Annotated in this window: 17 protein-coding genes; 11 read left to right on the forward strand and 6 right to left on the reverse strand. The window is 64.9% G+C overall.

Annotation, left to right across the window (positions count from 1 at the left end; translation table 11 throughout):
* Nucleotides 1-2 precede the first annotated feature (2 nt).
* The 3 genes from N7422_RS05895 (at nt 3) to N7422_RS05905 (ending at nt 6,868) form a co-directional block, all read left to right on the forward strand.
* The gene (locus tag N7422_RS05895; protein ID WP_279805617.1) at nt 3-4,376 is read left to right on the forward strand and encodes an RHS repeat-associated core domain-containing protein; all 4,374 of its coding nucleotides are present in this window, start codon (nt 3-5) and stop codon (nt 4,374-4,376) included.
* Between the two features lie 2 nt (nt 4,377-4,378).
* A complete protein-coding gene (locus N7422_RS05900) occupies nt 4,379-5,044 on the forward strand; it encodes a hypothetical protein (protein WP_279805618.1) in 666 nt (221 codons plus the stop codon).
* Between the two features lie 153 nt (nt 5,045-5,197).
* Entirely contained in the window at nt 5,198-6,868 is a 1,671-nt protein-coding gene (locus tag N7422_RS05905; RefSeq protein WP_279805619.1) for an FMN-binding glutamate synthase family protein, read from the forward strand.
* A 30-nt stretch (nt 6,869-6,898) separates the two neighbouring features.
* Here the strand turns inward: N7422_RS05905 and N7422_RS05910 are convergent, their stop codons facing one another.
* Nucleotides 6,899-8,218: an OprD family porin gene (locus N7422_RS05910; RefSeq protein ID WP_279805620.1), complete on the reverse strand. Its 1,320-nt coding sequence runs from the start codon at nt 8,216-8,218 to the stop codon at nt 6,899-6,901.
* A 541-nt stretch (nt 8,219-8,759) separates the two neighbouring features.
* On the opposite strand from N7422_RS05910, the gene N7422_RS05915 reads away from it, so the two are divergent.
* Nucleotides 8,760-10,850, forward strand: coding sequence for a TonB-dependent siderophore receptor (locus N7422_RS05915; RefSeq protein ID WP_279805621.1), 2,091 nt, complete (start codon nt 8,760-8,762; stop codon nt 10,848-10,850).
* Between the two features lie 189 nt (nt 10,851-11,039).
* Here the strand turns inward: N7422_RS05915 and N7422_RS05920 are convergent, their stop codons facing one another.
* The 3 genes from N7422_RS05920 to N7422_RS05930 form a co-directional block, all read right to left on the reverse strand.
* Nucleotides 11,040-11,237, reverse strand: a complete 198-nt coding sequence (locus tag N7422_RS05920; RefSeq protein WP_279805622.1) for a hypothetical protein — start codon at nt 11,235-11,237, stop codon at nt 11,040-11,042.
* A 186-nt stretch (nt 11,238-11,423) separates the two neighbouring features.
* Nucleotides 11,424-12,530, reverse strand: a complete 1,107-nt coding sequence (gene aguA / locus N7422_RS05925) for an agmatine deiminase (RefSeq protein ID WP_279805623.1) — start codon at nt 12,528-12,530, stop codon at nt 11,424-11,426.
* A 145-nt stretch (nt 12,531-12,675) separates the two neighbouring features.
* Nucleotides 12,676-15,576, reverse strand: a complete 2,901-nt coding sequence (locus tag N7422_RS05930; protein ID WP_279805624.1) for an aminotransferase — start codon at nt 15,574-15,576, stop codon at nt 12,676-12,678.
* 189 nt (nt 15,577-15,765) lie between these two features.
* Here N7422_RS05930 and rfbB point away from each other — a divergent pair, with 189 nt between their 5' ends.
* The 7 genes from rfbB to N7422_RS05965 are packed head-to-tail and all read left to right on the forward strand — an operon-like array spanning nt 15,766 to nt 22,827.
* Nucleotides 15,766-16,848, forward strand: a complete 1,083-nt coding sequence (gene rfbB, locus N7422_RS05935) for a dTDP-glucose 4,6-dehydratase (RefSeq protein ID WP_279805625.1) — start codon at nt 15,766-15,768, stop codon at nt 16,846-16,848.
* A complete protein-coding gene (gene rfbA, locus N7422_RS05940; protein ID WP_279805626.1) occupies nt 16,845-17,717 on the forward strand; it encodes a glucose-1-phosphate thymidylyltransferase RfbA in 873 nt (290 codons plus the stop codon). The genes rfbB and rfbA overlap by 4 nt, the downstream gene beginning before the upstream one ends.
* On the forward strand, nt 17,717-18,262 hold the full coding sequence (gene rfbC, locus N7422_RS05945; RefSeq protein ID WP_279805627.1) for a dTDP-4-dehydrorhamnose 3,5-epimerase: 546 nt from the start codon (nt 17,717-17,719) through the stop codon (nt 18,260-18,262). Before rfbA ends, rfbC begins: the two co-directional genes overlap by 1 nt.
* Entirely contained in the window at nt 18,259-19,119 is an 861-nt protein-coding gene (gene rfbD / locus N7422_RS05950) for a dTDP-4-dehydrorhamnose reductase (RefSeq protein WP_279805628.1), read from the forward strand. Before rfbC ends, rfbD begins: the two co-directional genes overlap by 4 nt.
* 38 nt (nt 19,120-19,157) lie before the next feature.
* Entirely contained in the window at nt 19,158-20,972 is a 1,815-nt protein-coding gene (locus N7422_RS05955; protein ID WP_279805629.1) for an ATP-binding protein, read from the forward strand.
* Nucleotides 20,969-22,375 (forward strand): sigma-54 dependent transcriptional regulator, encoded by a 1,407-nt coding sequence (locus tag N7422_RS05960; RefSeq protein WP_279805630.1) that lies wholly within the window; start codon nt 20,969-20,971, stop codon nt 22,373-22,375. The genes N7422_RS05955 and N7422_RS05960 overlap by 4 nt, the downstream gene beginning before the upstream one ends.
* Entirely contained in the window at nt 22,372-22,827 is a 456-nt protein-coding gene (locus N7422_RS05965; RefSeq protein WP_279805631.1) for a YiiD C-terminal domain-containing protein, read from the forward strand. Before N7422_RS05960 ends, N7422_RS05965 begins: the two co-directional genes overlap by 4 nt.
* A gap of 235 nt (nt 22,828-23,062) precedes the next feature.
* On the opposite strand, the gene cysQ is transcribed toward N7422_RS05965, so the two are convergent.
* Together cysQ and nudE are read right to left on the reverse strand one after the other, a co-directional pair.
* A complete protein-coding gene (gene cysQ, locus N7422_RS05970; RefSeq protein ID WP_279805632.1) occupies nt 23,063-23,896 on the reverse strand; it encodes a 3'(2'),5'-bisphosphate nucleotidase CysQ in 834 nt (277 codons plus the stop codon).
* Nucleotides 23,893-24,459, reverse strand: coding sequence for an ADP compounds hydrolase NudE (gene nudE, locus N7422_RS05975; protein ID WP_194789652.1), 567 nt, complete (start codon nt 24,457-24,459; stop codon nt 23,893-23,895). Before nudE ends, cysQ begins: the two co-directional genes overlap by 4 nt.
* Nucleotides 24,460-24,481: the final 22 nt, after the last annotated feature.

Raw genomic sequence — 24,481 nt, forward strand, 5'->3', positions numbered from 1 at the left:
CCATGTCCGACGCACTCTGGGCCGCCCGCGAAGGCGACGCGCTGATGCACACCTCGCTGATGGCCGACATCGTCGGCGGGGTGCTGGAAGTCGCCGCCAACATCGCCATCGGCGCCCTGGCCACCGCCGCGGTCGCCGCGGCGCTGGGTCTCACCGTGGCCACCGGTGGCCTGGGCTGCTTCGTGCTTGGCGCGGTGGTCGGGCTGGTGGTCGGCGTGGTCATGGCCAAGACCGGCGCGGACACGGGGCTCAGTCGATTATGCGAGGGCATTGGCAACTTCCTGTTCCCGCCATCGGTGCAAGCCAACATCGCCAGCGGCTCGCCCAACACCAAGACCAACGGCAAGCGCGCCGCGCGTGCGGCCGGGGTGGTGACCGCGCCCTCGGCCCCGGCCCCCGGTGGCGCTGGCGGCGCCCAGGCCGAGGAAGCGGATGAGACCTTCCTCGACATGGCCAAGGGTTTCTTCTCGCAGATGTGGCGGCCGACCGTCGCCAGCCCCGCGCCCAACACCCAGGAAGCCCCCGACGACAAAGTGCTGTGCACCAAGCACCCACCGATGCCGCCGCAGTACCTGGCCGAGGGGTCCAGCAAGGTATTGATCAACGGCCACCCGGCCTGCCGCAGCGGCGATCGCAGCACCTGCGAAGCGGTGATCGTCGATGGCGGCCTGGTGTCGGACAACGTGCGCATCGGCGGCGAGCCGATCGTGGTGCGCGAGATCCGCAGCGGCAAGACGCCGGGGATCGGCCTGGCGATCACGGCGCTGATGCTGCTGCGCGGGCGGGGGGGGAAGTTCTACAGCAAGTTTGGCTGCATGCTGATCGGTGGTGTAAGCAACGTCATCACAGGCCAGGTGACCGGCGCGCTGACCCGGGCAATCGCCGGCTCGCCCAATCCGGTGCACGCGCCGACCGGCGCAAAGATACTGTGCGCCGAAGACGACCTCGACTTCAGCGTGCAGGCCATGTTGCCGATGGACTGGCAGCGTTACTACAACAGTCACGACGAACGTGTCGACGGGCTGTTCGGCGCCGGCTGGAGCGTACCGTACGAAGTCCGCGTGCGCATCGAGTCGACTGCCGAACACGGTGAGCGGCTGCTGCTGACCGACGAGCAGGCACGGGTCGTGGACATGGGCCCGATCGCGCCCGGTGACGCGGTCTTCAGCGTCGGCGAAGGCCTGAGCGTGCGCCGCGCGCTCAACGGCGAACTGCTGACCGAAAGTCGTGAGGGGCAGTACCGTCTGTTCCAACCTACGCCCGGCCAGCCAGACATTCTGCGCCTGAGCCAGCTTGGTGACCGCAACGACAACCGCATACACCTGGACTACGACGAGCAAGGCAGGCTCCTGCGGTTGCGCGACACCTTCGACCTGGTGCGCATCCGGCTGCACTACAGCCCTGAATGGCCACAACGTGTCAGCCTGCTGGAGCGTGAGGACACCGATGGTAGCCTCCGACGACTGGCCAGCTATGGTTACGACAGCCAGGGTGACCTTGCCCAGGTGTTCGATGGCGATGGCCGGCCAGTGCGCAGTTTCGCTTATGATCCGGCCCGACGCATGGTCGAGCATCGAACCCGCAGCGGCTTGCGCTGCTTCTATGAATGGGCCCGCCATGCCGATGGCTGGAGAGTGTCCCGCCACTGGACCGACGCGGGTGACAGTTACGACTTCACCTACGATGTCGCCGCAGGCATCACCCAGGTCACCGATAGCCTGGGGCGTACCAGCGTGCGCCATTGGAACAGCCAGTACCAGATCACCGCCTTCACCGATGCCCTTGGCCAGACCTGGCGTTTCGAATGGAACGATGAGCGTCAGTTGCTGGCGGCCAGTGATCCGAGGGGGGCAGACTGGCAATACTTCTACGACGAGTCCGGCAACCTTGCCGAAACCATCGACCCCCTCGGGCGCAAAGAGTCCACCGTCTGGCTTGAGCACTGGTCATTGCCCCGCAGCCATACCGACCCGGCCGGCAACCATTGGACCTTCGCCTACGATCCCCGCGGCAACTGCATCCGGGAAACCGATCCGCTTGGCCAGCACACCCGCTACCACCACGATGCCCATGGCAATCCGGTCGAGATCACCGACGCCGCTGGCCGGTCCCGCAAGCTGCGCTGGAACGACCTGGGCCTGCTGATCGGACAGACCGACTGCTCGGGATACACCACGCGCTTTAGCTACGACGCGCGCGGCCATCTCGACACCCTGGTCGACGCGCAGGGCGAGCGCACCGAATATCGACACGATGCCTCGGGGCGCCTGGTCGGCCTGGTGCTACCCGACGGACGCCGCGAAGAATGCTTGCTTGATGCCAATGGCTTGCTGATCCGCCATGTCGACAGCGCAGGCCATGTGACGCAATACCAGCGAAACAAGCGTGGCCAGTTGGAACGGCACATCGATCCACTCGGGCGCGAAGTGACCTACCACTATGACCCGCTTGGGCGCCTGCTCGCGCTGCGTAACGAGAATGGCGAGACCAGCGGCTACGAGTGGGATGATGGCGACCGGCTCGTCGTTGAGCGCAATGTGGACGCCAGTGCCAGGGAATACCAGTACGACGGCCAGGACAACCTCACCCACGTGACGTTCATCCCCACGCCCGGCAGCCAGGACACGCCCATCCTCCATCACATGACCTATGACCTCGGTGGACGCCTGTTAGCCCGGCATACCCCTTCGGGCCGCACCGACTATCGCCATGATCCGCTGGACCAGCTACTGGCCATACGCTTCACCGACGTTCAGGGCCACAGCGAACAACTGGACTTCACCTACGATGCCCTCGGCCAGCTGCGCGAAGAACGTGGTCCGAACGGCACGCTGCAGCATCTCTACGATCCGCTGGGCAATGTCGAGCGCACACGCCTGGCCGATGGGCGCTGGCTCAATCGCCTTTACTACGGCAGCGGCCATCTGCACCAGCTCAATCTGGATGGCCGGGTGGTCTGTGACTTCCAGCGCGACCGCCTGCACCGTGAAACCCTGCGTACCCAGGGACAGCTGAGTACTCGCAGCCTGTATGACCGCAGCGGGCGCCTCAGGGCTCGACTTCGTCATCCCGGTACATTGCCCGAAAACCTGCCGGCCGAAGCGCAGCAGCGCTTCGAAATGGATGATGCGGACAACCTGAGCAGCCGTCATGTGCAACGCCCCGGGACGCAGTACCTGCAGACACTGCAGCATGACCGGACCGGCCGCATCCGTGCACGGCAGGACAGCCCGACGGGCCAGCGTGAAACGTTCGCCTATGATGCCGCCGCCAACCTTCTTGACCCATCCCTTGCTGGCGTCGGCCTGGTTCGACACAACCGGCTGATCACCTACGAGGACAAACGCTACCGCTATGACGGCTTTGGCCGCCTGGTGGAGAAACGCAGCCGCAGGCGAGGCACGCAGTTGTTCGAATACGATGCCGATCACCGATTGGTCCGAATCCACAACCTGCAGCCCGGACGCGAGCGAATCGTCGAGATGCGTTACGACCCACTGGGGCGTCGTACCGCAAAGCAGGTCTCGACAGCTGATGGGCAGGTCCTGTGCAGCACACGCTTCAGCTGGGACGGGCTGCGATTGCTGACGGAGCAGCGCAATAGCCTGCACACACTGTACCTGTACGGGGACGACGAGCATGAGCCGTTGGCCCGGGTGGACGGCCAGGGGCCGAGCCAGCAGCTGAGCTATTACCACAACGACCTCATCGGCATGCCCGAGGAGCTGACCGACGAACAAGGGGAGTCGCTGTGGACCGCGCGCCACCTGACCTGGGGGGGGACCTGGCAGGAACAACGGGTGGGCAGCCTGCTGGAGGAGCAGAACCTGCGGTACCAGGGGCAGTACCTGGATCGCGAAACGGGCTTGCACTACAACCTGTTCCGTTTCTACGATCCCGATGTCGGTCGTTTCACCCAACCCGACCCCATCGGCCTGGCAGGTGGGCTCAATCTCTACCAATATGCGCCAACCCCTTTCACGTGGATCGACCCCTGGGGGTTGCTCAAGGAAGGTGAAACCGCCGGCTACGGCGCCAAGGCGCATCGCGGTGACGGGCTCGAAGCCCATGAACTGATGCGCAACAAGTACCTTCAGGACATCGGCCTGGCGCCGAAGAAACGGCGCATGCGAGGCAACCCCTCCATCGCCCTGAGCCCGAAGAACCATGACGCGGTTCACCTGGAAGAAAACCGCCTGCGCAAGCAGCTTGGCCTCAAGCCCAACCAGATGCTCAAGAGCGGCAGGGCAGAAATCCGGCTGATGTCGCAAGCCATCTACAACTCGCTGGTGGTCAAAGGCAAGATCACCCAGCAACAGCTCAGAACAGCGCGGCGCTCCGCCATCAAGTTCGCCAAAAGCAAAGGGTGCTATTGACCATGAACTCGCAAAAGATCGTGCTTTCCGACCAGGATCACGGGCTCGGCCAGATCGGCGGCAGCGCCCGCCTCAACGATATCTCGCTGTGGCCGTCGAGCCCGGACACGGGTGAGCCGATGACCCCGCTGGTGACGTTGACCGAACAGTTCCTGCCCGTCACCTTCGTTCCGCCCGGCATGGCGATCACGGTGTTCATCACTGCGCGTCAGCATGATGGCGGCTTCAGTCGATCCACCCAGCGTCACTACACCGTCAACCAGCAGAGTGAGCTCGACGAGAAACGCGCCAACGGCTTTACCCGAGTCATCCTGCACGCACTGGCCGACCAGCCGATCGCCCCGCCCGCCACCGCCCTTTTGCTGGACCGTGCCTACATCCAGTTCGAACCGTTCAGCGACGAGGAAGAGGAACAGGAACTGGAAGACGAGGACAACGGCATCGACCTGAGCAAGCCCGTCGGCCGGCCTTGCTGGCTGCAGGACCCGATCTACGAACCCCAGCGCTTTCTGTTCCTGATGCAACTGCTCGACAGCGATGTGGCCGCCGCCAGCCCGCACCACGAGGGATTGTTCTCGGACGGAATCGGCTACCTGTATGTCGACAGACAAGCACGGCGCGGCAAGCAAGGCGATGAAGCCGGCTTCTTCTTCATCCAGTTCACCTGAATGGATACCGGGGCCTGGGCCCCGGTCAAAGCTGGCGATGTGAACCACCCCAGGCAACTCCGCTTCGAGTAACAGTCTTTTACCAAAACCCCTGGTTTTCCCCGCACGGGCTTTGCCTATCCTAGGCCGGGTCATCCCGCCTGCGATGGACCCATGAAAGACTCCCTCCCCAGCCGCTATGCCTGCCTGCTCCTGTGCCTGATCTTCACGCTCGCCAGCGTACCCTTGCTACTCGAGCACACCTGGCTCTGGCCCTTCACCCTCATCACCGCCCTGCTCAGCCTGGTCGGCCTCAACGACCTGCGCCAACGCCACCACGCCGTGCGACGCAACTACCCGATCCTGGGCAACATCCGCTACCTGATCGAGACCATCCGCCCGGAGATCCGCCAGTACCTGATCGAAGGCGACGACGACAAGCTGCCGTTCTCCCGCGCCCAGCGGTCGCTGGTCTATGCCCGGGCCAAGAACGAGAGCGCCGAGAAGGCCTTCGGCACGCTCAACGACGCCTACAAGCCCGGCTTCGAGTTCATCAGCCATTCCATGCTGCCCGTGGCGACGCCTGACCCGGCTTCGTTCCGGATCCGCATCGGCGGGCCGCAATGCAGCCAGCCGTATTCGGCCTCGATCTTCAACATCTCGGCCATGAGCTTCGGCGCCCTCAGCGCCAACGCCATCGCCGCGCTGAACAAGGGCGCGCGTCTGGGCCGCTTCGCCCATGACACCGGCGAGGGCAGCATCAGTCCGTACCACCGCGAGCATGGCGGCGACCTGATCTGGGAAATCGGCAGCGGTTACTTTGGCTGCCGTGGCGAGGACGGGCGCTTCGACCCCGAACGCTTCGCCACGCAGGCCGCCGATGCTCAGGTGAAGATGATCGAAATCAAGCTCAGCCAAGGCGCCAAACCCGGGCATGGCGGCATCCTGCCCGGCCACAAGGTCAGCGCCGAGATCGCCGCCACCCGTGGCGTGAGTGAAGGCGAGGACTGCATCTCGCCAGCCGCCCACAGCGCCTTCCACACCCCGCGGGAGTTGCTGCAGTTCGTCGCCCGGCTGCGCGAGCTGTCCGGCGGCAAGCCGGTGGGCTTCAAGTTCTGCCTGGGTCACCCCTGGGAGTTCATGGGCATCGCCAAGGCCATGCTGGCCACGGGGATCACCCCGGACTTCATCGTCGTCGATGGCAAGGAGGGCGGCACTGGCGCGGCGCCCCGGGAGTTCTCCGACAACATGGGCGTGCCCCTGCGCGACGGGCTGATGTTCGTGCACAACACCCTGGTGGGCCTGAACCTGCGCGAACGCGTGCGCATCGGCGCCGCCGGCAAGCTGGTCAGCGCCTTCGACATCGCCAGCGTGCTGGCCATCGGCGCCGACTGGGTCAACTCGGCGCGGGGCTTCATGTTCGCCATCGGCTGCATTCAGTCGCAGAGCTGCCACACCAACAAGTGCCCGACCGGCGTGGCCACCCAGGATCCGCTGCGCCAGCGGGCGCTGGTGGTGCCAGAGAAGGCCGAGCGGGTGGCGAGCTTCCACCGCAACACCCTGCATGCCCTGGCCGAAATGCTCGCCGCCGCCGGCCTGGACCACCCCAGCGAGCTCAAGCCCAAGCACCTGGCCCGGCGCATCAGCCCCAGCGAGATCGGCTTGTTCTCGCAGCTGCATACCTTCCTCAAGCCGGGCGAACTGCTCAGTGGCGCGATCGGCAGCGAGTTCTATGCGCGGATGTGGCGGATGGCGCGCAGTGACAGCTTTGCGCCGGAAACGGGGAACATGGAAGCTGCGCCAGCGACGGTCGCCGGGCGCCGCAAAGAAACAACCCCGGCATAGGCCGGGGCTGCGGGTGACGCGGGATCAGGATCAGAAGATGCTGATCGGGTACTCGACGAATACGCGAACTTCGTTGCCGTCGTCGTTGTAGCCGTTCTGCTGGACCGCGTTGTTGGTACGCAGGAACGAGCCACGCAGCTTGACCGACAGGTCCTTGGCCGGGCCTTCCTGAACCACGTAGCGAACCTGGCTGAAGATCTCGCGCTCTTTGCCCTCACCGAAGCCTTGCGGGTTCTTCGCGTTGCGGGTGTTGATGTTGTCACCCACCACGTAGGCCAGCTTGTAGGTCAGGCCCGGTACACCGAAGGCGCCGAAGTCCAGGCCGTAGCCCAGCTGCCAGGAGCGTTCGTCCTCGGCGTTGAAGTCGGACCAGTAGGAGTTGGCCAGGTAGATGGTCGAACCACCGTCACCCACGCCACCATCGTTCTGGTACCAGCCGTAGTTGTAGCCGGTGCTGCCGGTGCTGCGCTGGTGCGCCAGGGTGAACGAGTGCGGGCCATAGGCGTAGGTGGCCGCCAGGCTCCAGATGGTGTTGGAGTCACCGTTGAGCTTGGCCGCACGCACGTACTTGCTGTCGATGTCCGACTTGTAGCCGTTGAAGTCCAGGGTCAGGGACTGGTCGCTGGCGATCGGGAAGACGTAGTTCAGGCCCAGGTAGTGCTTCTTCATCACGTCTTCGTTGTCGGCGGTGTACAGCGACGCGGTGAAGTTGTCGGTGAACTTGTAGCTGCCGCCGAGCACGTTGATCGACTTCAGGCCACCGCCATCACGACGTTCGGCACTCTTGCGCGCTTCCTGGGTGAAGCGGCCGGCGTTGATTTCCAGGCCCTTGATCTCCTTGGAGGTGATCATGGTGCCGGTGAAGCTTTCCGGCAGCAGACGTGCGTCGTCGTACTGCAGGACCGGCAGGGCCGGCATCTGGTCACCGTACTTGAGCACAGTGTTGGAGATACGGAACTTCACGGCCGCGCCGCCACGTGCGATGTCGTGCTCGGAGCTGCTCTGTTCGTCGGCATCGACGGTGTTGTGCCGCTTGAAGAAGTCGATACCACCGCCGCCGTTACGGCCCTTGCCGCCATCCAGGCGCACGGCGTACAGGCCGAAGGCGTCGACGCCCACGCCGACGGTGCCCTGGGTGAAGCCGGAGGAGAAGTTGGCGATGACGCCCTGGCCCCATTGGGACTGGTCGTTGGTGTGGTGCTTCTTGTCACGGTTGATGAACGCATTGCGCAGCAGGACGTTGGCGTGGCTGTCCTCGATGAAGCCTTTGCTTTCAGCCTGCTCATTGGCCTGTGCCTGGGTCGCGGCGATCATCGCCAAGGCGACCAGGCTGATCCTGGTTTTCAACATGTTATTTTCCTTATTTCGTAATCAAAAACGCTCTGCATTCGAACGCCCTGAACCAACGCCCCTTCGTAGGTTCGACGCTATGCGGATCCAAGCCGAAAGGCCCGCAGGTGCTCTGCAGCGGACCTTGCAGCCGCATGGCCAGGTTATGGCCAGCAGGCGTAGACGCCGAATCCTAGCCCTGCCTGCTCATACATGTCAAAAAATCGTGAAATGCAGGTTGATATAACCAAAAACGAGGTCCGTGCTGGTGCATTTCCATGCATATCTGCCCTGCGTCAGCGCAAATTTGTCTCTTTTGTGGAAAGCAGGCGACAAACGTAAAACTGTCATGTCGATCCGCTCTGCATCACCAGCAATGTCGTGGGAACGGACGCCTGCAACAGCACTCGATCGGAACCGTCATCATCGAGAAAAGCATCCAAACGGATAGCAACATCTTGAAACAAATGTAAAGAGAACCATTTACAAATAGGCGAGCAACAGCAAATAGCAAGCATTACCATTCGCGCCCAATTTCTCACTCCTTTACCGGACGCTTCTGATGCTTGCTCCCTGCCGCCTTTCGCCCTTGACCCTGGGCCTGTCGCTGCTGTGCAGCGCCGGCCTCGCCAGTGCCGCCTCCACCACCCTGCCGGAAACCTCGGTGACCGCCGACAGCACCCGCGAAGAGGACAATCCACGGGTCAAGGACGTGACCACCGCGACCCGTACCTCGACGCCCGCGCGCTACGTGCCCCAGGCCATCGACTCGGTGAAGACCCGCAACGTGCTGGACTACGGCAGCAGCAACCTGGGCAAGGCACTGGAAGGCATCCCCAACGTCAGCAGCGGCGCCGACACCCGCTTCGACAGCCTGCGCATCCGTGGCTTCGAAGCCAGCAACGACTTCTACCTGGACGGCGTCCGCGACGACAGCCAGTACACCCGCGACCTGCACAACATCGAGCGGGTCGAGGTGCTCAAGGGCCCGGCGGCGGTGCTTTATGGGCGCGGCAGCCAGGGCGGCATCGTCAACCGAGTGAGCAAGGCGCCGGAACACGGCCGCCGCTCGAGCATCGAAGCCCAGGGCGGCAGCCAGGACCTGCGCAGCCTGTACGCCGACCTCAGCGCCGACCCGAGCGACACCCTCAGCCTGCGCCTGAACCTGGGAAACGAAGACAAGAACAGCTTCCGCGACGGCATCGACGGCAACCACCGCCAGCTGTTCGCCCCGTCCATGAGCTGGCAGCTCACCCCTGACCTGAACTGGCTGGTGCAGTACGAGTACAGCCGCTACAACCGCACCCCTGACCGCGGTATCCCCGGCAATCCGCTCACCGGGCGCCCGGCCGATGTCAGCCGCAAGACCACCTACGGCGACACCGAGCGCGACTACATCGACGACCGCGCCCAGTCGCTGCGCTCGCGGCTGAACTACGAGCTCAACGACCAGTGGCAACTGCGCCACACCTTCAGCCTGTTCGAGCTGAACAGCGACTTCGACAACACCTACCTGACCGGCTACACCCCCGCCACCGGCCAGGTTGGTCGCCAGCGCTGGCAGCAGGACCTGCACACCCGCAACCTGTACAACACCGTGGAGCTGGAAGGCCACGTGCAGACCTTCGGCCTCGAACACACGCTGCTGGTGGGCCTGGAAGTGGGCGAGCAGCGCCGCCACTCGGTACTCGATCAGGGCGTCAACGTGCCCTCGGTGCCGCTGAGCGGGGCCACCGAGCGCGATCAGCACAACGGGGTGATGCGAGCCTCCAGCAACAACCTGACCAATGTCGACAGCGCCGGCCTGTACCTGCAGGACCAGATTCGCCTGAACGATCAATGGCAGCTGCTGGCCGGTGTGCGCTTCGACCGCTTTGAAGTGGAAACCACCAGCAAGCTCAGCAATCTGTCGGAAAAGGTCGAGGACAACAGCGTCAGCCCACGGGTGGGCGTGGTTTACACCCCATGGCAGGACCATTCGTTCTACGCCTCCTGGAGCAGAAGCTATGCGCCTGTCGGTGGTGGCCTGATCGGCGTCACGCCTCAGGCGGCCGGCAATACCAACCACACCGATCCCGAGCAGACGCGCCAGAAGGAGATCGGCGTCAAGAGCGAATGGTTCGACGAGCGCCTGAGCACGACCCTCGCAGTGTATGAAATCGAGCTGTACAACCGTCGTACCCGCGACCCGATCGACCGGGAAACCATTCTGCTGACCGGCCTGCAGCGCTCAAGAGGCATCGAGCTGACGGCGACCGGAAACGTGATTGGCAACTGGTATGTGCGTGGCGGTGTCGGCCTGCAGGACGCGACCATCGTCAAGGACAACAGTGGCCAGGAGGGGAATCGCATCTACGATGTCGCCAAACGCAACGCCAGTCTGTTCGTGACGTGGAAACCTGAGCTTGGCTGGTATGCGGAAACCGGCCTGACGTTGGTCGGCGACCGATTTGCAGATACGCAAAACACCGTGAAGCTGCCGGGCTACGGCCGCTGGGACGCCCTGGCGGGCTACCGCACCCATGACTGGGACGTGCGCGCGGCACTGAGCAACATCACCGACCAGACCTACTACAGCTCGGCGACCAGTGCCGGGCAGATCCAGGTGGGCGACCCGCGCAGCCTGGTGGTGACCGGGACCTACAGTTTCTGAGGGCCAGTAGCGCGATTGGCTTGCTCGGGACTCCTCAATCTGGCGCGATCCCTGTAGGAGCGGCTTTAGCCGCGAACACCGGCATAGCCGGTGCCAAGCACCGCGTTGCCTGCAGCAAGCCCTGAACGCCAAACGAAAACGCCACCGCGAAAGCGGTGGCGTTCTTCGTTGCGACAGGATCCTTCCCGGTCAGTGCCAGACAGCCAGCAGAGCCTCAAGCTCGGCATCACTGATCAGCCCCTGAGGGTATCGCCCGTCCAGCAGACGTCGTGGGTCGGTCTTCCTGACCCGGTTGCTTCCATGGTGTTTCAACCACTGCGCCAAGACCTTGAGCGATTCGTGATTCACTGCCGATGGGGGCAAAGCCGACTCACTTGCTGCATTCATTTCAACACGCACTCCCTAGGCCCGTGAGCGGCTAACTTACGTAAGGTTTGTTACAGAACGGCGTAACGCTATCCCTCTGAAACACAATGGAAAAACAATACAAGAGCTGTGCCATGGCGCCCCACCGACCGTCGCCCGCAAACAAAAAGGCCCGTCATGCGACGGGCCTTCTCGGTGACGGGCGGATCAGCGCTTGACCGGCGCCGGCTGCTGCTGGGTCAGGCAGTGGATGTTGCCACCGCCGAGCAACAGCTCGCGGCCAGGGATCATCACCACTTCATGGTCCGGGAAGACCTTGGCCAGGATCGCTCTGGCCTGGGCATCGGCGGGGTCGTCGAAGCTCGGAGCGATGATGCCGCCATTGACGATCAGGAAGTTCACATAGGAGCCGGCCAGGCGCACCGACGGGTCACGCTCCTGGCTGCCGGCCACGTGATCGACGCCGGCGCACTCTTCTTGCGTGGCGAACAGCGGGCCGGGGATCGGCATCTTGTGCACCACGAACTCGCGGCCCTTGGCGTCGCGGGTATTCTTCAGCACCTCGTACGCGGCGTGGCAGCGTGAGTAATTGGGGTCTTGGGGATCATCGGTCCAGGCCAGTAACACTTCGCCCGGGCTGACGTAACAGCAGAAGTTGTCGACGTGGCCATCGGTCTCGTCGTTGAACAGGCCATCCGGCAGCCAGACGATGGTCTCGACCGCCAGATGCTCGCGCAGGATCTCTTCGATCTGCTCGCGGTTCAGGTGCGGGTTGCGGTTGCGGTTGAGCAGGCACTCTTCGGTGGTGATCAGGGTGCCTTCGCCATCGACGTGGATCGAACCGCCCTCGAGCACGAAACCTTCGGTGTGGTAACGCTGCACGCGCTCCATTTCCATGACCTTGGCGGCCAGTTCCTCGTCACGGTTCCACGGTGCGTAGAGGCCGCCATCGAAGCCGCCCCAGGCGTTGAAGCCCCAGTCCACGCCCCGCACTTCGCCATGGTCGTTGACGACGAAGGTCGGGCCGGTGTCACGCACCCAGGCGTCGTCGTTGCTGATCTCGACCACGCGGATGTTCGGCAGGTCGAGCTGGCGACGGGCATTCTCGTACTGGCCGGCGGACACCGCCACGGTCACCGGCTCGAAACGGGCGATGGCCTTGGCCAGGGTCACGTGCGCGGCCTGGGCCGGCTTGCCGCCCAGGCGCCAGTTGTCCGGACGCTCGGGCCAGACCATCCACACCTGGGTCTGCGGGGCCCACTCGGCGGGCATGTGGAAGCCGTCGGCGCGGGGAGTCGAGTTGAGGGTTTTCATCGATGACCTCTAGATGGCAACTGTCGGAGGGCCAGGGGCCCGCTGCTGTATGGCGAACATTTATATACGATAAATATCGACTTTCAAAGGCAACACACAGACCGATTTCGCATAACCAACAAAATCAAACCGATAAAAATCGACATCATAATCCCTCATCCAGAATCCGATCCACACTGTCGACAAAGTAGTCCACGCTCGCGCGGGTCGTGCACATCGGTGGCTTGATCTTGAGAATGTTCAGGTAATCGCCCGTCGGCTGCATGAAGATCCCCAGGTCGCGCAGGCGGTCGCACAGGATCATGGTCTCCTCGGTCGCCGGCTCCAGCGTCTGTCGGTCACGCACCAGTTCGAGCCCCAGGTAGAAACCCGAGCCGTGGGCGGCGCCGGCAAGCGGATGTTTATCGACCAGCGCCTGCAGGCGTGCCTTGAAGTGGCGCCCCACGTCCCTGGCGTTGTCCCACAGCCCCTCGTCACGCATCACGTCCAGCACCGCGATGCCGATACGGCAACTGACCGGGCTGCCGCCGGCCGACGAGAAGAAGTAGCCCTCGGCCTCCAGCGCCTCGGCGATCTCGCGGCGAGTGATCACCGCGCCCAGCGGCTGGCCGTTGCCCATGCCCTTGGCCATGGTGATGATGTCCGGCACCACGCCCTGTTCCTCGAAGCCCCAGAAGTGCTCTCCCAGGCGCCCATAGCCGACCTGCACTTCGTCGGCGATGCACACCCCGCCTCGCTGGCGCACCTTGGCGTAGGCCTCACGCAGGTAGCCCGGCGGCAGCGAGATGCCACCGGCGTTGCCGTACACCGGCTCGCAGATCATGCCCGCCAGCTGGCGACCACGGGCATCGAGGTCGGCCAGCTTGGCATCGACATCGCGCAGATAGTCGGCGGCGCTGTCGGCGCCGCGGAAACGGCCACGGAAGGTGTTCGGCGCTTCCACCGGGTGCACCCAGTCCGGCCGGGTCTCCAGGGCCTGGGGATTGTCGGCGATGGACGTGGAGATCGCGTCGGTGGCCACCGACCAGCCGTGGTAGGCCTCCAGCACGCTGAGCAAGTCGCGCCCGCCACTGTAGGCCCATGCCAGGCGGATCGCCAGGTCGTTGGCCTCGGTGCCGCTGTTGACCAGGAACACTCGGTCGAAGCCTTCCGGAGCCACCTCCAGCAGGCGCTCGGAGAACTCGGCGATGGCGGCATAGTGGAAGCGCGAGTTGGTGTTGACCAGCGACCACTGCCGCGCCGACTCGGCGACCATGCGTGGATGGCCATGGCCGAGCACCGCGACGTTGTTGAGCATGTCCAGGTACGAACGGCCCTGCATGTCGATCAGGTAGTTGCGCCAGCCCCGCTCGATGTGCGGCGGCTGCGCGTAGTAGTGCTTCTGCGAGCGGGCGAAGCTGGCATCGCGGCGAGCCAGCAAGGCCTGGGGATCGAGCAGCGGCTCGGCGTCGCAGTCGAAGCCCAGCAACGCCCGCGGCGAAGGGCACAGGGCCAGCCAGGCGGCCGCCTGGGAGGGGCGGACGAAGAAGGGTGGCCGGGTCTCGGCATCCAGGCACAGTTGCACGCAGAGAAAGCCACAGCTCGCGCCCAACGCCTGGCCCTTGCCCAGCGCCTCGCCGTGCGCAGGGGCAGCTTCCAGGCCATCGAGGTACAGGTTCCAGTGTGCGGTGCGCAGGCAGCCTCGGCCATCGCCCAGGCGCTGCCAGACACCGGCCTCGGGCGCTTGCAGCACAGTACCGGGCGCCAGGTTCAGTTCCACGCCCAGCGCGCAGGTCGCGGGCTCATCGGGCCGGTCGATATGGGTCTGCGACAGCCGGTACTGGCCGTGCAGGCTGCAGGCCGGGCCCGGCTGGGCCGCGAGCAGCCGCTGGTCGAAGCCCGGTCGCTCCCAGTTGCCGGCCTCGCAGTGCGGGCTGAGCACGCCGAGGTCGATACGCGCGACCGACTGCCCCGCCAGCTCCGGCAGCAGCGCGGCGCAGCCGTCGAGGTCGACGGTATCAGGCGCCCGGCCCGCCGCCTGCAGGATCGCCGCCTCCATCAACGCGGCGGGCACAGCGCAGGCGGTGTCGAAGATTTCCCATTCATGAGCGATGTTGTCACGGGTGTACTGGTTGCCGGGGTCGACCGCCAACTGCTGCTCGCTGCTGAGCACCAGCACCGCGGCGCGGTTCAGCACCAGTGGCCACAGGGCACGCAGTTCGGCGTCCTGCAGCGGGTTGAGGGCGTGATAGGCACTGATCGCCGGCAGGATGCGCGACGGGTCGCCTTCGGCATGGTGCAGCAGCGCGGCGCAGGTCACCGACAGGTCGGCGATGCGCCAGGTGCGCAGCAGGTCGCCGAAGTCGATGACGCCCTGCACCTGCCACTGGCGTTCGCCATCACGGGCCCAGACCACGTTGTCGTCGGTGATGTCCAGGTGCACGGCCTGCAGCGGCAAGTGCTCGACCAACGGCAGCAGACGCGCAGCCGCCACACGGGCGACTTGCTCGACCTGCGCATGGCGCTGCGGATCCTTCAGCACCGGCAGCAGGTGCTCGATCAGCGCCTGGGCGTGGCGGGGATCCCACTGCAATGTGCGTTCGAGGCCTGGATGGTCGAAGCCGGCCAAGGCCCGGTCAACCTTCGCGCAAAGCGCCCCGAGCTCAGCCATGAGGCGCGGCGGCATGTGCTCGAGGCGAGTGAGCGGCTGGCCATCGATATAGTCGAGCAAGCGCACACGCAAGGCCTGCCCCTCGATATCCAGCGCCAGCAGGTCCTCGCCATTGCTGGCAGGGCGCACCGCAGGCACCGGTAGCCCCTGTTCGCGCAGACTGCCCAGGGCGGCATGCTGGGCTTCCAGCTCCACCTGCGCATAGCTGGCGTGACAGGCCTTGAGCACGTAGCAAGTCTCGCCGCAGTCGAGGCGCAGATTCAGGTCCTGCTGGCTGCCCAGTGACTGCACGCTTCCCACCAGGTCGTAATGCCCCCGCAGCAGGGCATGGGCCTGGGCCTCGCCAAGCAGAGGGGCGGGCAGGCTGGAACGCTGGATCAGGGTGGAAAGGGACATTGCCGGAGACCTCGCTTTTTTTCGGATATATCGCCATCGGCCAGGCAAATTGGCAAGCCAGCAGCGTACAATCGCAGCTCGTCGTATGGGATGCGCTGCCGAGCGCATTCGACTTGCCTACAGCCCTGTCAGCCGACAAGCTATGGGCCCGCAAGCTACTGTCATTTATGGAAGGAAAGGGATCCCGCCATGCGCATTCTTATTACCGGGGGGGCCGGTTTCATCGGCTCGGCACTGGTACGCCACCTTATCAGCAACACCGAGCATGAAGTCCTCAATCTCGACAAGCTGACCTACGCGGGCAACCTGGAGTCCCTGTCCAGCATTGCCAACAATAGCCGCTACGAATTCGTCCAGGCCGATATCGTCGACCAGGCCACCGTCAGCGCCGTGCTGGCCCGTTTCAAACCGCATGCCATCATGCACCTGGCGGCAGAATCGCATGTCGACCGCTCCATCGATGGCCCATCGGACTTCATCCAGACCAACATCGTTGGCACCTACAGCTTGCTGGAGGCAACCCGGGGCTACTGGAACGCACTGGGTGAGCAAGAGCGCAAGGCGTTCCGCTTCCACCACATCTCCACTGACGAGGTCTACGGCGACCTGCACGGCGTCGACGACCTGTTCACCGAGACCACGCCCTACGCACCGAGCTCGCCGTACTCCGCGAGCAAGGCCGCCTCGGATCACTTGGTTCGCGCCTGGCACCGCACCTATGGCCTGCCCGTGCTGCTGACCAATTGTTCGAACAACTACGGGCCGTTCCATTTCCCCGAGAAGCTCATTCCCCTGGTCATTCTCAATGCCCTCGAAGGCAAGTCGTTGCCGGTCTACGGCGATGGCCTGCAGGTGCGCGACTGGCTGTTCGTCGAGGACCACGCCCGGGCACTGCTCAAGGTGGTCACCGAGGGTGAGGTGGGCGAAACCTACAACATCGGCGGCCACAACGAGCAGAAGAACATCGATGTCGTACGCAGCATCTGCGCGCTGCTCGAAGAACTGGCACCCCGACATCCCGCCGGTGTTACCGCCTACGCGAACCTCATCACCTTCGTCAAGGACCGCCCGGGCCACGATCAACGCTATGCCATCGACGCGAGCAAGATCGAGCGCGAACTGGGCTGGGTTCCGGAGGAGACGTTCCAGAGCGGCCTGCGCAAGACCGTGCAGTGGTACCTGGACAACCTGGAGTGGTGCCGCCACGTCCAGGATGGCAGCTACCAACGTGAAAGACTGGGCAATAACGATTACAAGGACTCGATCGCATGACCAAGGGCATCATTCTCGCGGGAGGCTCAGGTACTCGCCTGCACCCGATCACGCTGGCCACCTCCAAGCAGCTGCTGCCGATCTACGACAAGCCGATGATCTACTATCCGGTTTCTGTCCTGATGCTGGCGGGCATCCGCGATATCCTGCTGATCTCCACACCGCATGACCTGCCGCAGTACCGCCAGCTGTTCGGCGACGGCAGCCAGTTCGGCATCAACATCAGCTATGCCGAGCAACCATCGCCCGATGGCCTCGCCCAGGCATTCCTCATCGGTGAGGAATTCATCGGCAACGACTCGGTGTGCCTGATCCTCGGCGACAACATCTTCCATGGCCAGGGTTTCAGCGAACAGCTGCAGCGCGCGGTCAAGCACTCGAGCGGCGCCACGGTGTTCGGCTACTGGGTAAAGGATCCAGAGCGCTTCGGCGTGGTCGAGTTCGACGGCGAAGGCCGCGCATTGTCGATCGAAGAGAAGCCGGTCGATCCGAAATCCAGTTACGCGGTTACCGGCCTGTACTTCTACGACAACGATGTGGTGCAGATTGCCAAAGGCATCAAGCCTTCCCCGCGCGGCGAACTGGAGATCACCGACGTCAACAACGCCTATCTGGAGCGCGGCGACCTGCGCGTGGAGCGCCTGGGCCGAGGCCTTGCCTGGCTCGACACGGGCACCCACGACAGCCTTCTGGAAGCCTCCCAGTATGTGCAGACCATCGAGCACCTGCAGGGCCTGAAAATCGCCTGCCTGGAAGAAATCGCCTTCCACAAGGGCTGGATCAACCGCGACGCACTGCTCAGCAAAGCTGAAGAACTGAAGAAAACCGGCTACGGTCAGTACCTGAGCAAGCTGGCCGAAGAAGCCTGATGAACGTCATCGCCACGGATATCCCCGACATTCTGGTCATCGAGCCAAGGGTCTTCGGTGATGACCGTGGCTTCTTCTATGAAAGCTTCAACGCCCGAGCGTTTGCAGAAAAAGCTGGCCTTCAGGCCAGCTTCGTGCAGGACAACCACTCGCATTCGCAACGGGCAGTGCTGCGTGGCCTGCATTATCAGATCGATAACCCCCAGGGCAAACTGATACACGTGCTGCAAGGTGAAGTGCTGGATGTGAGCGTCGATCTGCGTCGCCGTTCACCTACCTTTGGCAAGTGGGTGGCCACACGTCTGCGCGCCGCCGACCATCGCCAGCTGTGGATACCTCCAGGTTTCGCCCACGGATTTCTGGTTTTGAGCGATTCGGCCGACCTGTTCTACAAGACCACCGACTACTACAACCCCGCAGCAGAACGCTGCATTCGCTGGGACGATCCTGATCTGGCGATTGACTGGGGAATACAGAGCCCGCCAATTCTGTCTGCCAAGGATGAGGCCGGCACCTGGTTCAGGGACGCCGAGCTGTTCGAGTGAAAATTCTCGTCTGCGGCCATCGCGGCCAGGTCGCGCAGGCACTCCGGTGTACCTTGGCCGGCCTGGGCGACGTGCGATGCGTCGGTCGCGACGGGCTCGACCTTTCCCAACCGGAACGACTGCGCGTCCCGCTGCGCCGGATGGCCCCCGACCTGATCATCAACGCCGCCGCCTACACCGCGGTCGACCGGGCGGAAAGCGAAACGCAGCAGGCCTACACCATCAATGCCGAAGCGCCAAGGGTGCTGGCCGAGGAAGCCGCACGGCTGGGGACCCCGCTGATCCACTACTCCACCGACTACGTGTTCGACGGCTGCAAGACAACGCCCTACAGCGAAGACGATGCAACCAACCCGCTGAATGTCTATGGCCGCAGCAAGCTGGCCGGAGAACTGGCGATCACCGCCGTTGGCGGCGCGCACCTGATCCTGCGCACCAGCTGGATCTACTCGCGACAGGGGCACAACTTTCTGTTGACCATGCAGCGCCTGCTGCAGGAGCGCAGGGCGCTGAGCGTAGTGGACGACCAGATCGGCGCACCGACCTGGGCGACCACCCTGGCCATCGGCACCCGCGCACTGGTCGAGCGCTGGCAGAACGGCCAGGCCGGCGCCTGGGGCACCTACCACATGACCGCCCAAGGGGAAACTTCATGGTTCGGCTTCGCCCAGGCCATCGCGGGCCAGCTCGAGGCTCGCGGCATCGCGTGCGCCGATCTGCTGCCGGTACCGTCCAGCGCCTACCCGACAGCGGCGCAAAGGCCGCTCAACTCACGGCTGGACTGCTCACGCCTGGCCCGTGAGTGGCACGTCAGCCAACCGCATTGGCGAGACGCGCTCATCGACTGCCTCAAGTAGCGCATAATTGCGCCAGACTCCACTGGCGCACCTATCGCATGATTCCCAAACCCACGCCTCCCCGCCGTCCCCGCTGGCGCAGCCTGGCCCTGCTGGCGTTGTGCCTGGCGCCGTTGCTGTGGCCGCTGCACCATCTGGCCGAGCGCTACTACCAGGACGAACTGGCCTCGCAGAACCGCCAGACCCTCGACCTCTACGTCGCCAACCTGCTCGGCACCCTGCACCGCTACGAAACCCTGCCGCAGATCCTCGGCGACCTGCCGGCCCTGCGCAGTGTGCTGGCCGACCCGTTCAGGCTCGAGGCGGTAACCAACGCCAACCGCCTGCTCAAGGAGATCACCCAGCAGACCGGTGCCGAAGTCATGTACCTGATGGACGTCAGCGGCAATACCCTGGCTGCCTCCAACTGGGACAAACAGGACAGCTTCGTCGGCCGCAACTTCTCCTTCCGCCCCTACTTCATCGAAGCGATGGACGGCCACCTGGGGCGCTTCTTCGGCCAGGGCACCACCTCGGCCAAGCGCGGCTACTTCTTCGCCGCCGCCGTGCACGACCGCGACCAGGTGATCGGCGTGCTGGTGGTCAAGGTCGACCTCGACCATACCGAAACCCTCTGGGGCCGCACGCCGGAACAGCTGCTGCTGACCGACCAGAACGGCGTGGTGGTGCTCACTTCGCGCCCGGACTGGCGTTTCCGCGCCACCCGCGAGCTGACCGAGGCCGAACGCCAGGCCATCGTCGCCATCCAGCCCTACCCGACCCAGGCGCCGCAGCCCTTGAGCCTCAATCGCGACGCCTGGCTCACCCAGACCCGCGACATCAAGGAAACCGGCTGGCAGGTGAGCATTCTCGCCCCGCGCACCCTGGTCGACCGCTCGGTGCAGACGGTCATGGCCATCGGCGGCGGCGCACTGCTGGTGACCATGCTCCTGGCAGGCCTGGTGATGCAGCGCCGTCGCCACTACATCGACCGCATCGACTTCGAGGCCCGCGCCCGCCAGGAGCTGGAGAAGCGCGTGGTCGAACGCACCGCCGACCTCGAAGGCCTCAATACCCGGCTCAAGAGCGCCGTGCTCGAACGCGAGAACGCCCAGCAGGAACTGGTGCGCGCCCAGGACGAACTGGTCCAGGCCGGCAAGCTGTCGGTGCTCGGCACCATGTCGGCGAGCATCAGCCACGAGCTCAACCAGCCGCTGGCGGCGATCCGCAGCTACGCCGAGAACGCCGAGATCCTCCTCGACCATCAGCGCACCGAGGACGTGCGCGGCAACCTCAAGCTGATCGGCGAACTGACCGGGCGCATGGCCTCGATCATCACCCATCTGCGCGCCTTCGCCCGTCGCGACCAGCACGCTCCGGAAAGCGTGGCCCTGCAACCGGCACTGGACGACGCCCTCGCGCTGCTGGCCAAGCGGCGCCGGGCCATGGCCGTGGAACTGGTGCGCGACCTGCCCGAGGCCACGCTGTGGGTGCAGGCCGGCGAGACCCGCCTGCGCCAGGTGCTGGGCAACCTGCTGGCCAACGCCCTCGACGCCCTCACCGAAAAAGCCAACCCACGCAAGCTGTGGCTGAGTGCCGAACGCCAGGACGACTGCGTCTACCTGTACATTCGCGACAATGGCCCCGGCTTCAGCCGTCAGGCCCTGGAGCACGCCAAAGAGCCGTTCTTCACCACCAAGACCCGCACCCAGGGCCTGGGGCTGGGGCTGGCCATCTGCGAAAGCCTGATGCACGCGCTGGGCGGTGAGCTGCTGCTGGGCAACCACCCGGAAGGGGGCGCCCAGCTGACGCTGAAACTGCGCGTGGCCAAGCCCGGCGCCAACCTGCAATCTTCGGAGGACACCTCGGCATGACCACCGAGACACTGATCGACAGCCGCGCCCAGGTGATCCTGGTCGATGACGACCCACACCTGCGCCAGGCCCTGAGCCAGACCCTGGACCTGGCCGGGCTGAAGGTCGTGCCACTGGCCGACGCCCAAGGCCTGGCCGGGCGCATCGAGGAGGACTGGCCCGGCGTGGTGGTCAGCGATATCCGCATGCCCGGCATCGACGGCCTGCAGCTGCTGGAGCAACTGCATGCCCGCGACAGCGAGCTGCCGGTGCTGCTGATCACCGGCCATGGCGATGTGCCATTGGCGGTGCAGGCCATGCGCGCCGGGGCCTATGATTTTCTCGAGAAACCCTTCGCCAGCGACGCCCTGCTCGACAGCGTACGCCGCGCGCTGGCCTTGCGCCGCCTGGTGCTGGACAACCGCAGCCTGCGCCTGGCCCTCAGTGACCGCCAGCAGCTGAGCACGCGCCTGGTCGGCCAGTCGCCGGGCATGCAGCGCCTGCGCGAGCAGATCGGCGCCCTGGCCGGTACCCGTGCCGATGTGCTGATCCTCGGCGAGACCGGCGCCGGCAAGGAGGTGGTGGCCCGCGCCCTGCACGATCTCTCCAGCCGTCGTGATGGCCCGTTCGTGGCGATCAACGCTGGGGCCCTGGCCGAGTCGGTGGTCGAAAGCGAACTGTTCGGCCATGAGCCGGGCGCGTTCACCGGCGCGCAGAAGCGCCGTATCGGCAAGTTCGAGTTCGCCAACGGCGGCACGCTGTTCCTCGACGAGATCGAGAGCATGAGCCTGGATGTGCAAGTCAAGCTGCTGCGTCTGCTGCAAGAGCGGGTGGTCGAGCGCCTGGGCGGCAACCAGCTGATTCCGCTGGATATCCGCATCATCGCCGCGACCAAGGAAGACCTGCGCCAGGCCGCCGACCAGGGGCGCTTTCGCGCCGACCTGTACTACCGCCTCAACGTCGCGCCGCTGCGCATCCCGGCGCTGCGTGAGCGTGGCGATGACATTCTCGCGCTGTTCCAGTATTTCGCCGACGCCGCCAGCGAGCGCCACGGCCTGCCGCCCCACAGCCTGCAGCCGGCGCAACGCGCCCTGTTGCTGCGTCACGACTGGCCAGGCAACGTACGCGAGCTGCAGAACGCCGCCGAACGCTTCGCCCTCGGCCTGGAGCTGGCCCTCGATGGCCAGGCGCCAGCCGTCAATGACATCCATGTAGCCGTGCCGACCGGCAACCTCAGCGAGCAGGTCGAGCAGTTCGAACGCTCGCTGATCGCCGCCGAGCTGACCCAGCCGCACAACTCGATGCGCAGCCTTGCCGAAGCCCTCGGTATCCCGCGCAAGACCCTGCACGACAAGCTGCGCAAGCACGGGCTGAGCTTCGACGGCGGCGGCGGGCACGACGATCAGGAGGACCACCGTCAATGAGCACCGATAGCCAGTACCTGCAGGCCGTGCTGCACGGCGACATTCCGCTGACCCGCGAGATGGGGATGGAAGTCATAGATTGGCAGCAGCACTGTCTGCGCCTGAAGCTGCCGCTGGCCCCCAACGTCAACCACAAGAGCACCATGTTCGGCGGCAGCCTTTACTGCGGCGCGGTACTGGTGGGTTGGGGCTGGCTGCACCTGCGTCTGCGCGAACTGGGGATCGATGACGGGCATATCGTCATCCAGGAAGGACAGATCAGCTACCCGCTGCCGGTCACCGGGGCGGCGGTGGCGCGTTGCCCGGCGCCGGACGAGAAGACCTGGGAGCGGTTCCTGACGATGTACCAGCGCCGCGGGCGGGCGCGGCTGACGCTGGAGACGGTGGTGAGCAACGAGGGCAGTGACGAGCCTGCCGTGAAATTCAGTGGGCAGTACGTACTGCATCGCTGAAAGCGGGGGGCGCTGTCGCGCAGGGAACTGTCCCCCTGTGGGAGCGGCCTTGCGTCGCGAAAGGGCTGCGCAGCAGCCCCCAGCAATTTCGATGGCAGCTCGGAATTTGGGGCTGCTGCGCGCCCCTTTCGCGACGCAAGGCCGCTCCCACAGGGCCTAGATAAATCAATAAGTTACGGTTTATTCCATGAGAGCGGCCTTGTTCCGCGATGGGCTGCGCAGCAGCCCCGACAGCTCAAGCTTTGATCGCACCCGCCAGCTCGACGAGCGCCTGTCGCCATTCGGCGGCGCCGGGCAACGCCAGGAAAAACGGATTGAGCAACGATTCCCGCGCCGGATAGCGAAACGCCAGCCCATCCAGCCCGATCACCTCACCCCCGGCCCCCTCCAGCACACCCTGCGCGGCCGCGGTATCCCATTGCGAGGTCGGCGCCAGCCGCGGATAACAGTCGGCACTGCCCTCGGCCAACAGGCAGAACTTCAGCGAACTGCCGATGCTGGCCAGTTCCAGTTCGCCCACCGCGCCACCCAGGCCGGCCAGCAGGGCCTCTTGTTGCGGGCTGGAATGGCGGCGGCTGGCAACGACAGTGAACTTCGCACCCTGCGGCGGTGCGTTTCGCACCCGGATCGGCTGCGCGGCACCATCGCGCTGCGCACGCCAGGCCCCCAGGTCGCGGCCGCCAAAATAGCAGCGACCATTGGTCGGCATCGCCACCACCCCGAACACCACCTCGCCGTTCTCGATGAGCGCGATGTTGACGGTGAACTCTTCACTGCCGGCGATGAACTCCTTGGTGCCATCCAGTGGGTCGACCAGCCACCAGCGCTGCCAGCCTTCGCGGGTGGCCAGCGGGATGTCGCAGTCTTCCTCGGACAGCACCGGAATCTGCGGTGCCAGCGCCTGCAGGCCATCGGCGATGACCCGGTGGGCCGCCAGGTCGGCAGCCGTCACCGGCGAATCGTCGGCCTTGCTGGTCACCGCCACATCGGCGCGCCAGAACGGCAGGATCGCCTCGCCACCCAACCGGGCAAGCTTCACCACTTCCAACAGCAACTGCCGATCGTTCATACGCTCAGCACCCCACGCTGGATCAGCAGGTCACGGGCCAGGTACAGCGCCGCCAGCGCCCGGCCTTCGGTGAACTGCGGGTGCATGGCCAGGGCCGAGAGTTCGCGCAGGTTGACCTTGTCGACCCGCATCGGCTCGGGCTCGTCGCCCTCCAGACGCTCTTCATACAGGTCGGTGGCCAGGACTACCTGGATCTTCTGGCTCATGTAGCCGGGCGACAGCGACAGTTCGGTCAGGTGCTCCAGCTGACGCGCACCGAAACCGGCCTCCTCCTTCAGTTCCCGGTCGGCGGCGGCCAGCACGTCCTCGCCCGGCTCGATCAGGCCCTTGGGCAGGGACAGTTCGTATTCGTCGGTGCCACCGCAGTACTCCTCGACCAACACCGCGTGCTCGGCGTCGAGCATGGCCACGATCATCACCGCGCCATAGCCGTTGCCACGCCCGACCAGCCGCTCGTAGGTGCGCTCGGTACCGTTGGAGAAGCGCAACTGCACGGCTTCGACGCGGAACAGACGGCTGCTGGCGACGATCTCGCGGCTGAGGACGGTGGGTTTCTGGCGCATGGGGCGGCTCCTTGGCGTGAAC

Origin of the sequence: Pseudomonas sp. GD04091 (genome assembly GCF_029836165.1) — a bacterium.
Lineage (GTDB): Bacteria > Pseudomonadota > Gammaproteobacteria > Pseudomonadales > Pseudomonadaceae > Aquipseudomonas.

Excerpts from the sequence above, each read along its gene's own strand:
- N7422_RS05900 (WP_279805618.1), top strand. The coding sequence starts at position 4,379 with ATGAACTCGCAAAAGATCGTGCTTTCCGACCAGGATCACGGGCTCGGC.
- nudE (WP_194789652.1), bottom strand. The coding sequence starts at position 24,459 with ATGCGCCAGAAACCCACCGTCCTCAGCCGCGAGATCGTCGCCAGCAGC.
- rfbA (WP_279805626.1), top strand. The coding sequence starts at position 16,845 with ATGACCAAGGGCATCATTCTCGCGGGAGGCTCAGGTACTCGCCTGCAC.
- N7422_RS05910 (WP_279805620.1), bottom strand. The coding sequence starts at position 8,218 with ATGTTGAAAACCAGGATCAGCCTGGTCGCCTTGGCGATGATCGCCGCG.
- N7422_RS05920 (WP_279805622.1), bottom strand. The coding sequence starts at position 11,237 with ATGAATGCAGCAAGTGAGTCGGCTTTGCCCCCATCGGCAGTGAATCAC.
- rfbC (WP_279805627.1), top strand. The coding sequence starts at position 17,717 with ATGAACGTCATCGCCACGGATATCCCCGACATTCTGGTCATCGAGCCA.
- N7422_RS05915 (WP_279805621.1), top strand. The coding sequence starts at position 8,760 with ATGCTTGCTCCCTGCCGCCTTTCGCCCTTGACCCTGGGCCTGTCGCTG.
- N7422_RS05960 (WP_279805630.1), top strand. The coding sequence starts at position 20,969 with ATGACCACCGAGACACTGATCGACAGCCGCGCCCAGGTGATCCTGGTC.
- N7422_RS05930 (WP_279805624.1), bottom strand. The coding sequence starts at position 15,576 with ATGTCCCTTTCCACCCTGATCCAGCGTTCCAGCCTGCCCGCCCCTCTG.
- rfbB (WP_279805625.1), top strand. The coding sequence starts at position 15,766 with ATGCGCATTCTTATTACCGGGGGGGCCGGTTTCATCGGCTCGGCACTG.
- aguA (WP_279805623.1), bottom strand. The coding sequence starts at position 12,530 with ATGAAAACCCTCAACTCGACTCCCCGCGCCGACGGCTTCCACATGCCC.
- N7422_RS05965 (WP_279805631.1), top strand. The coding sequence starts at position 22,372 with ATGAGCACCGATAGCCAGTACCTGCAGGCCGTGCTGCACGGCGACATT.
- N7422_RS05955 (WP_279805629.1), top strand. The coding sequence starts at position 19,158 with ATGATTCCCAAACCCACGCCTCCCCGCCGTCCCCGCTGGCGCAGCCTG.
- cysQ (WP_279805632.1), bottom strand. The coding sequence starts at position 23,896 with ATGAACGATCGGCAGTTGCTGTTGGAAGTGGTGAAGCTTGCCCGGTTG.
- N7422_RS05905 (WP_279805619.1), top strand. The coding sequence starts at position 5,198 with ATGAAAGACTCCCTCCCCAGCCGCTATGCCTGCCTGCTCCTGTGCCTG.
- N7422_RS05895 (WP_279805617.1), top strand. The coding sequence starts at position 3 with ATGTCCGACGCACTCTGGGCCGCCCGCGAAGGCGACGCGCTGATGCAC.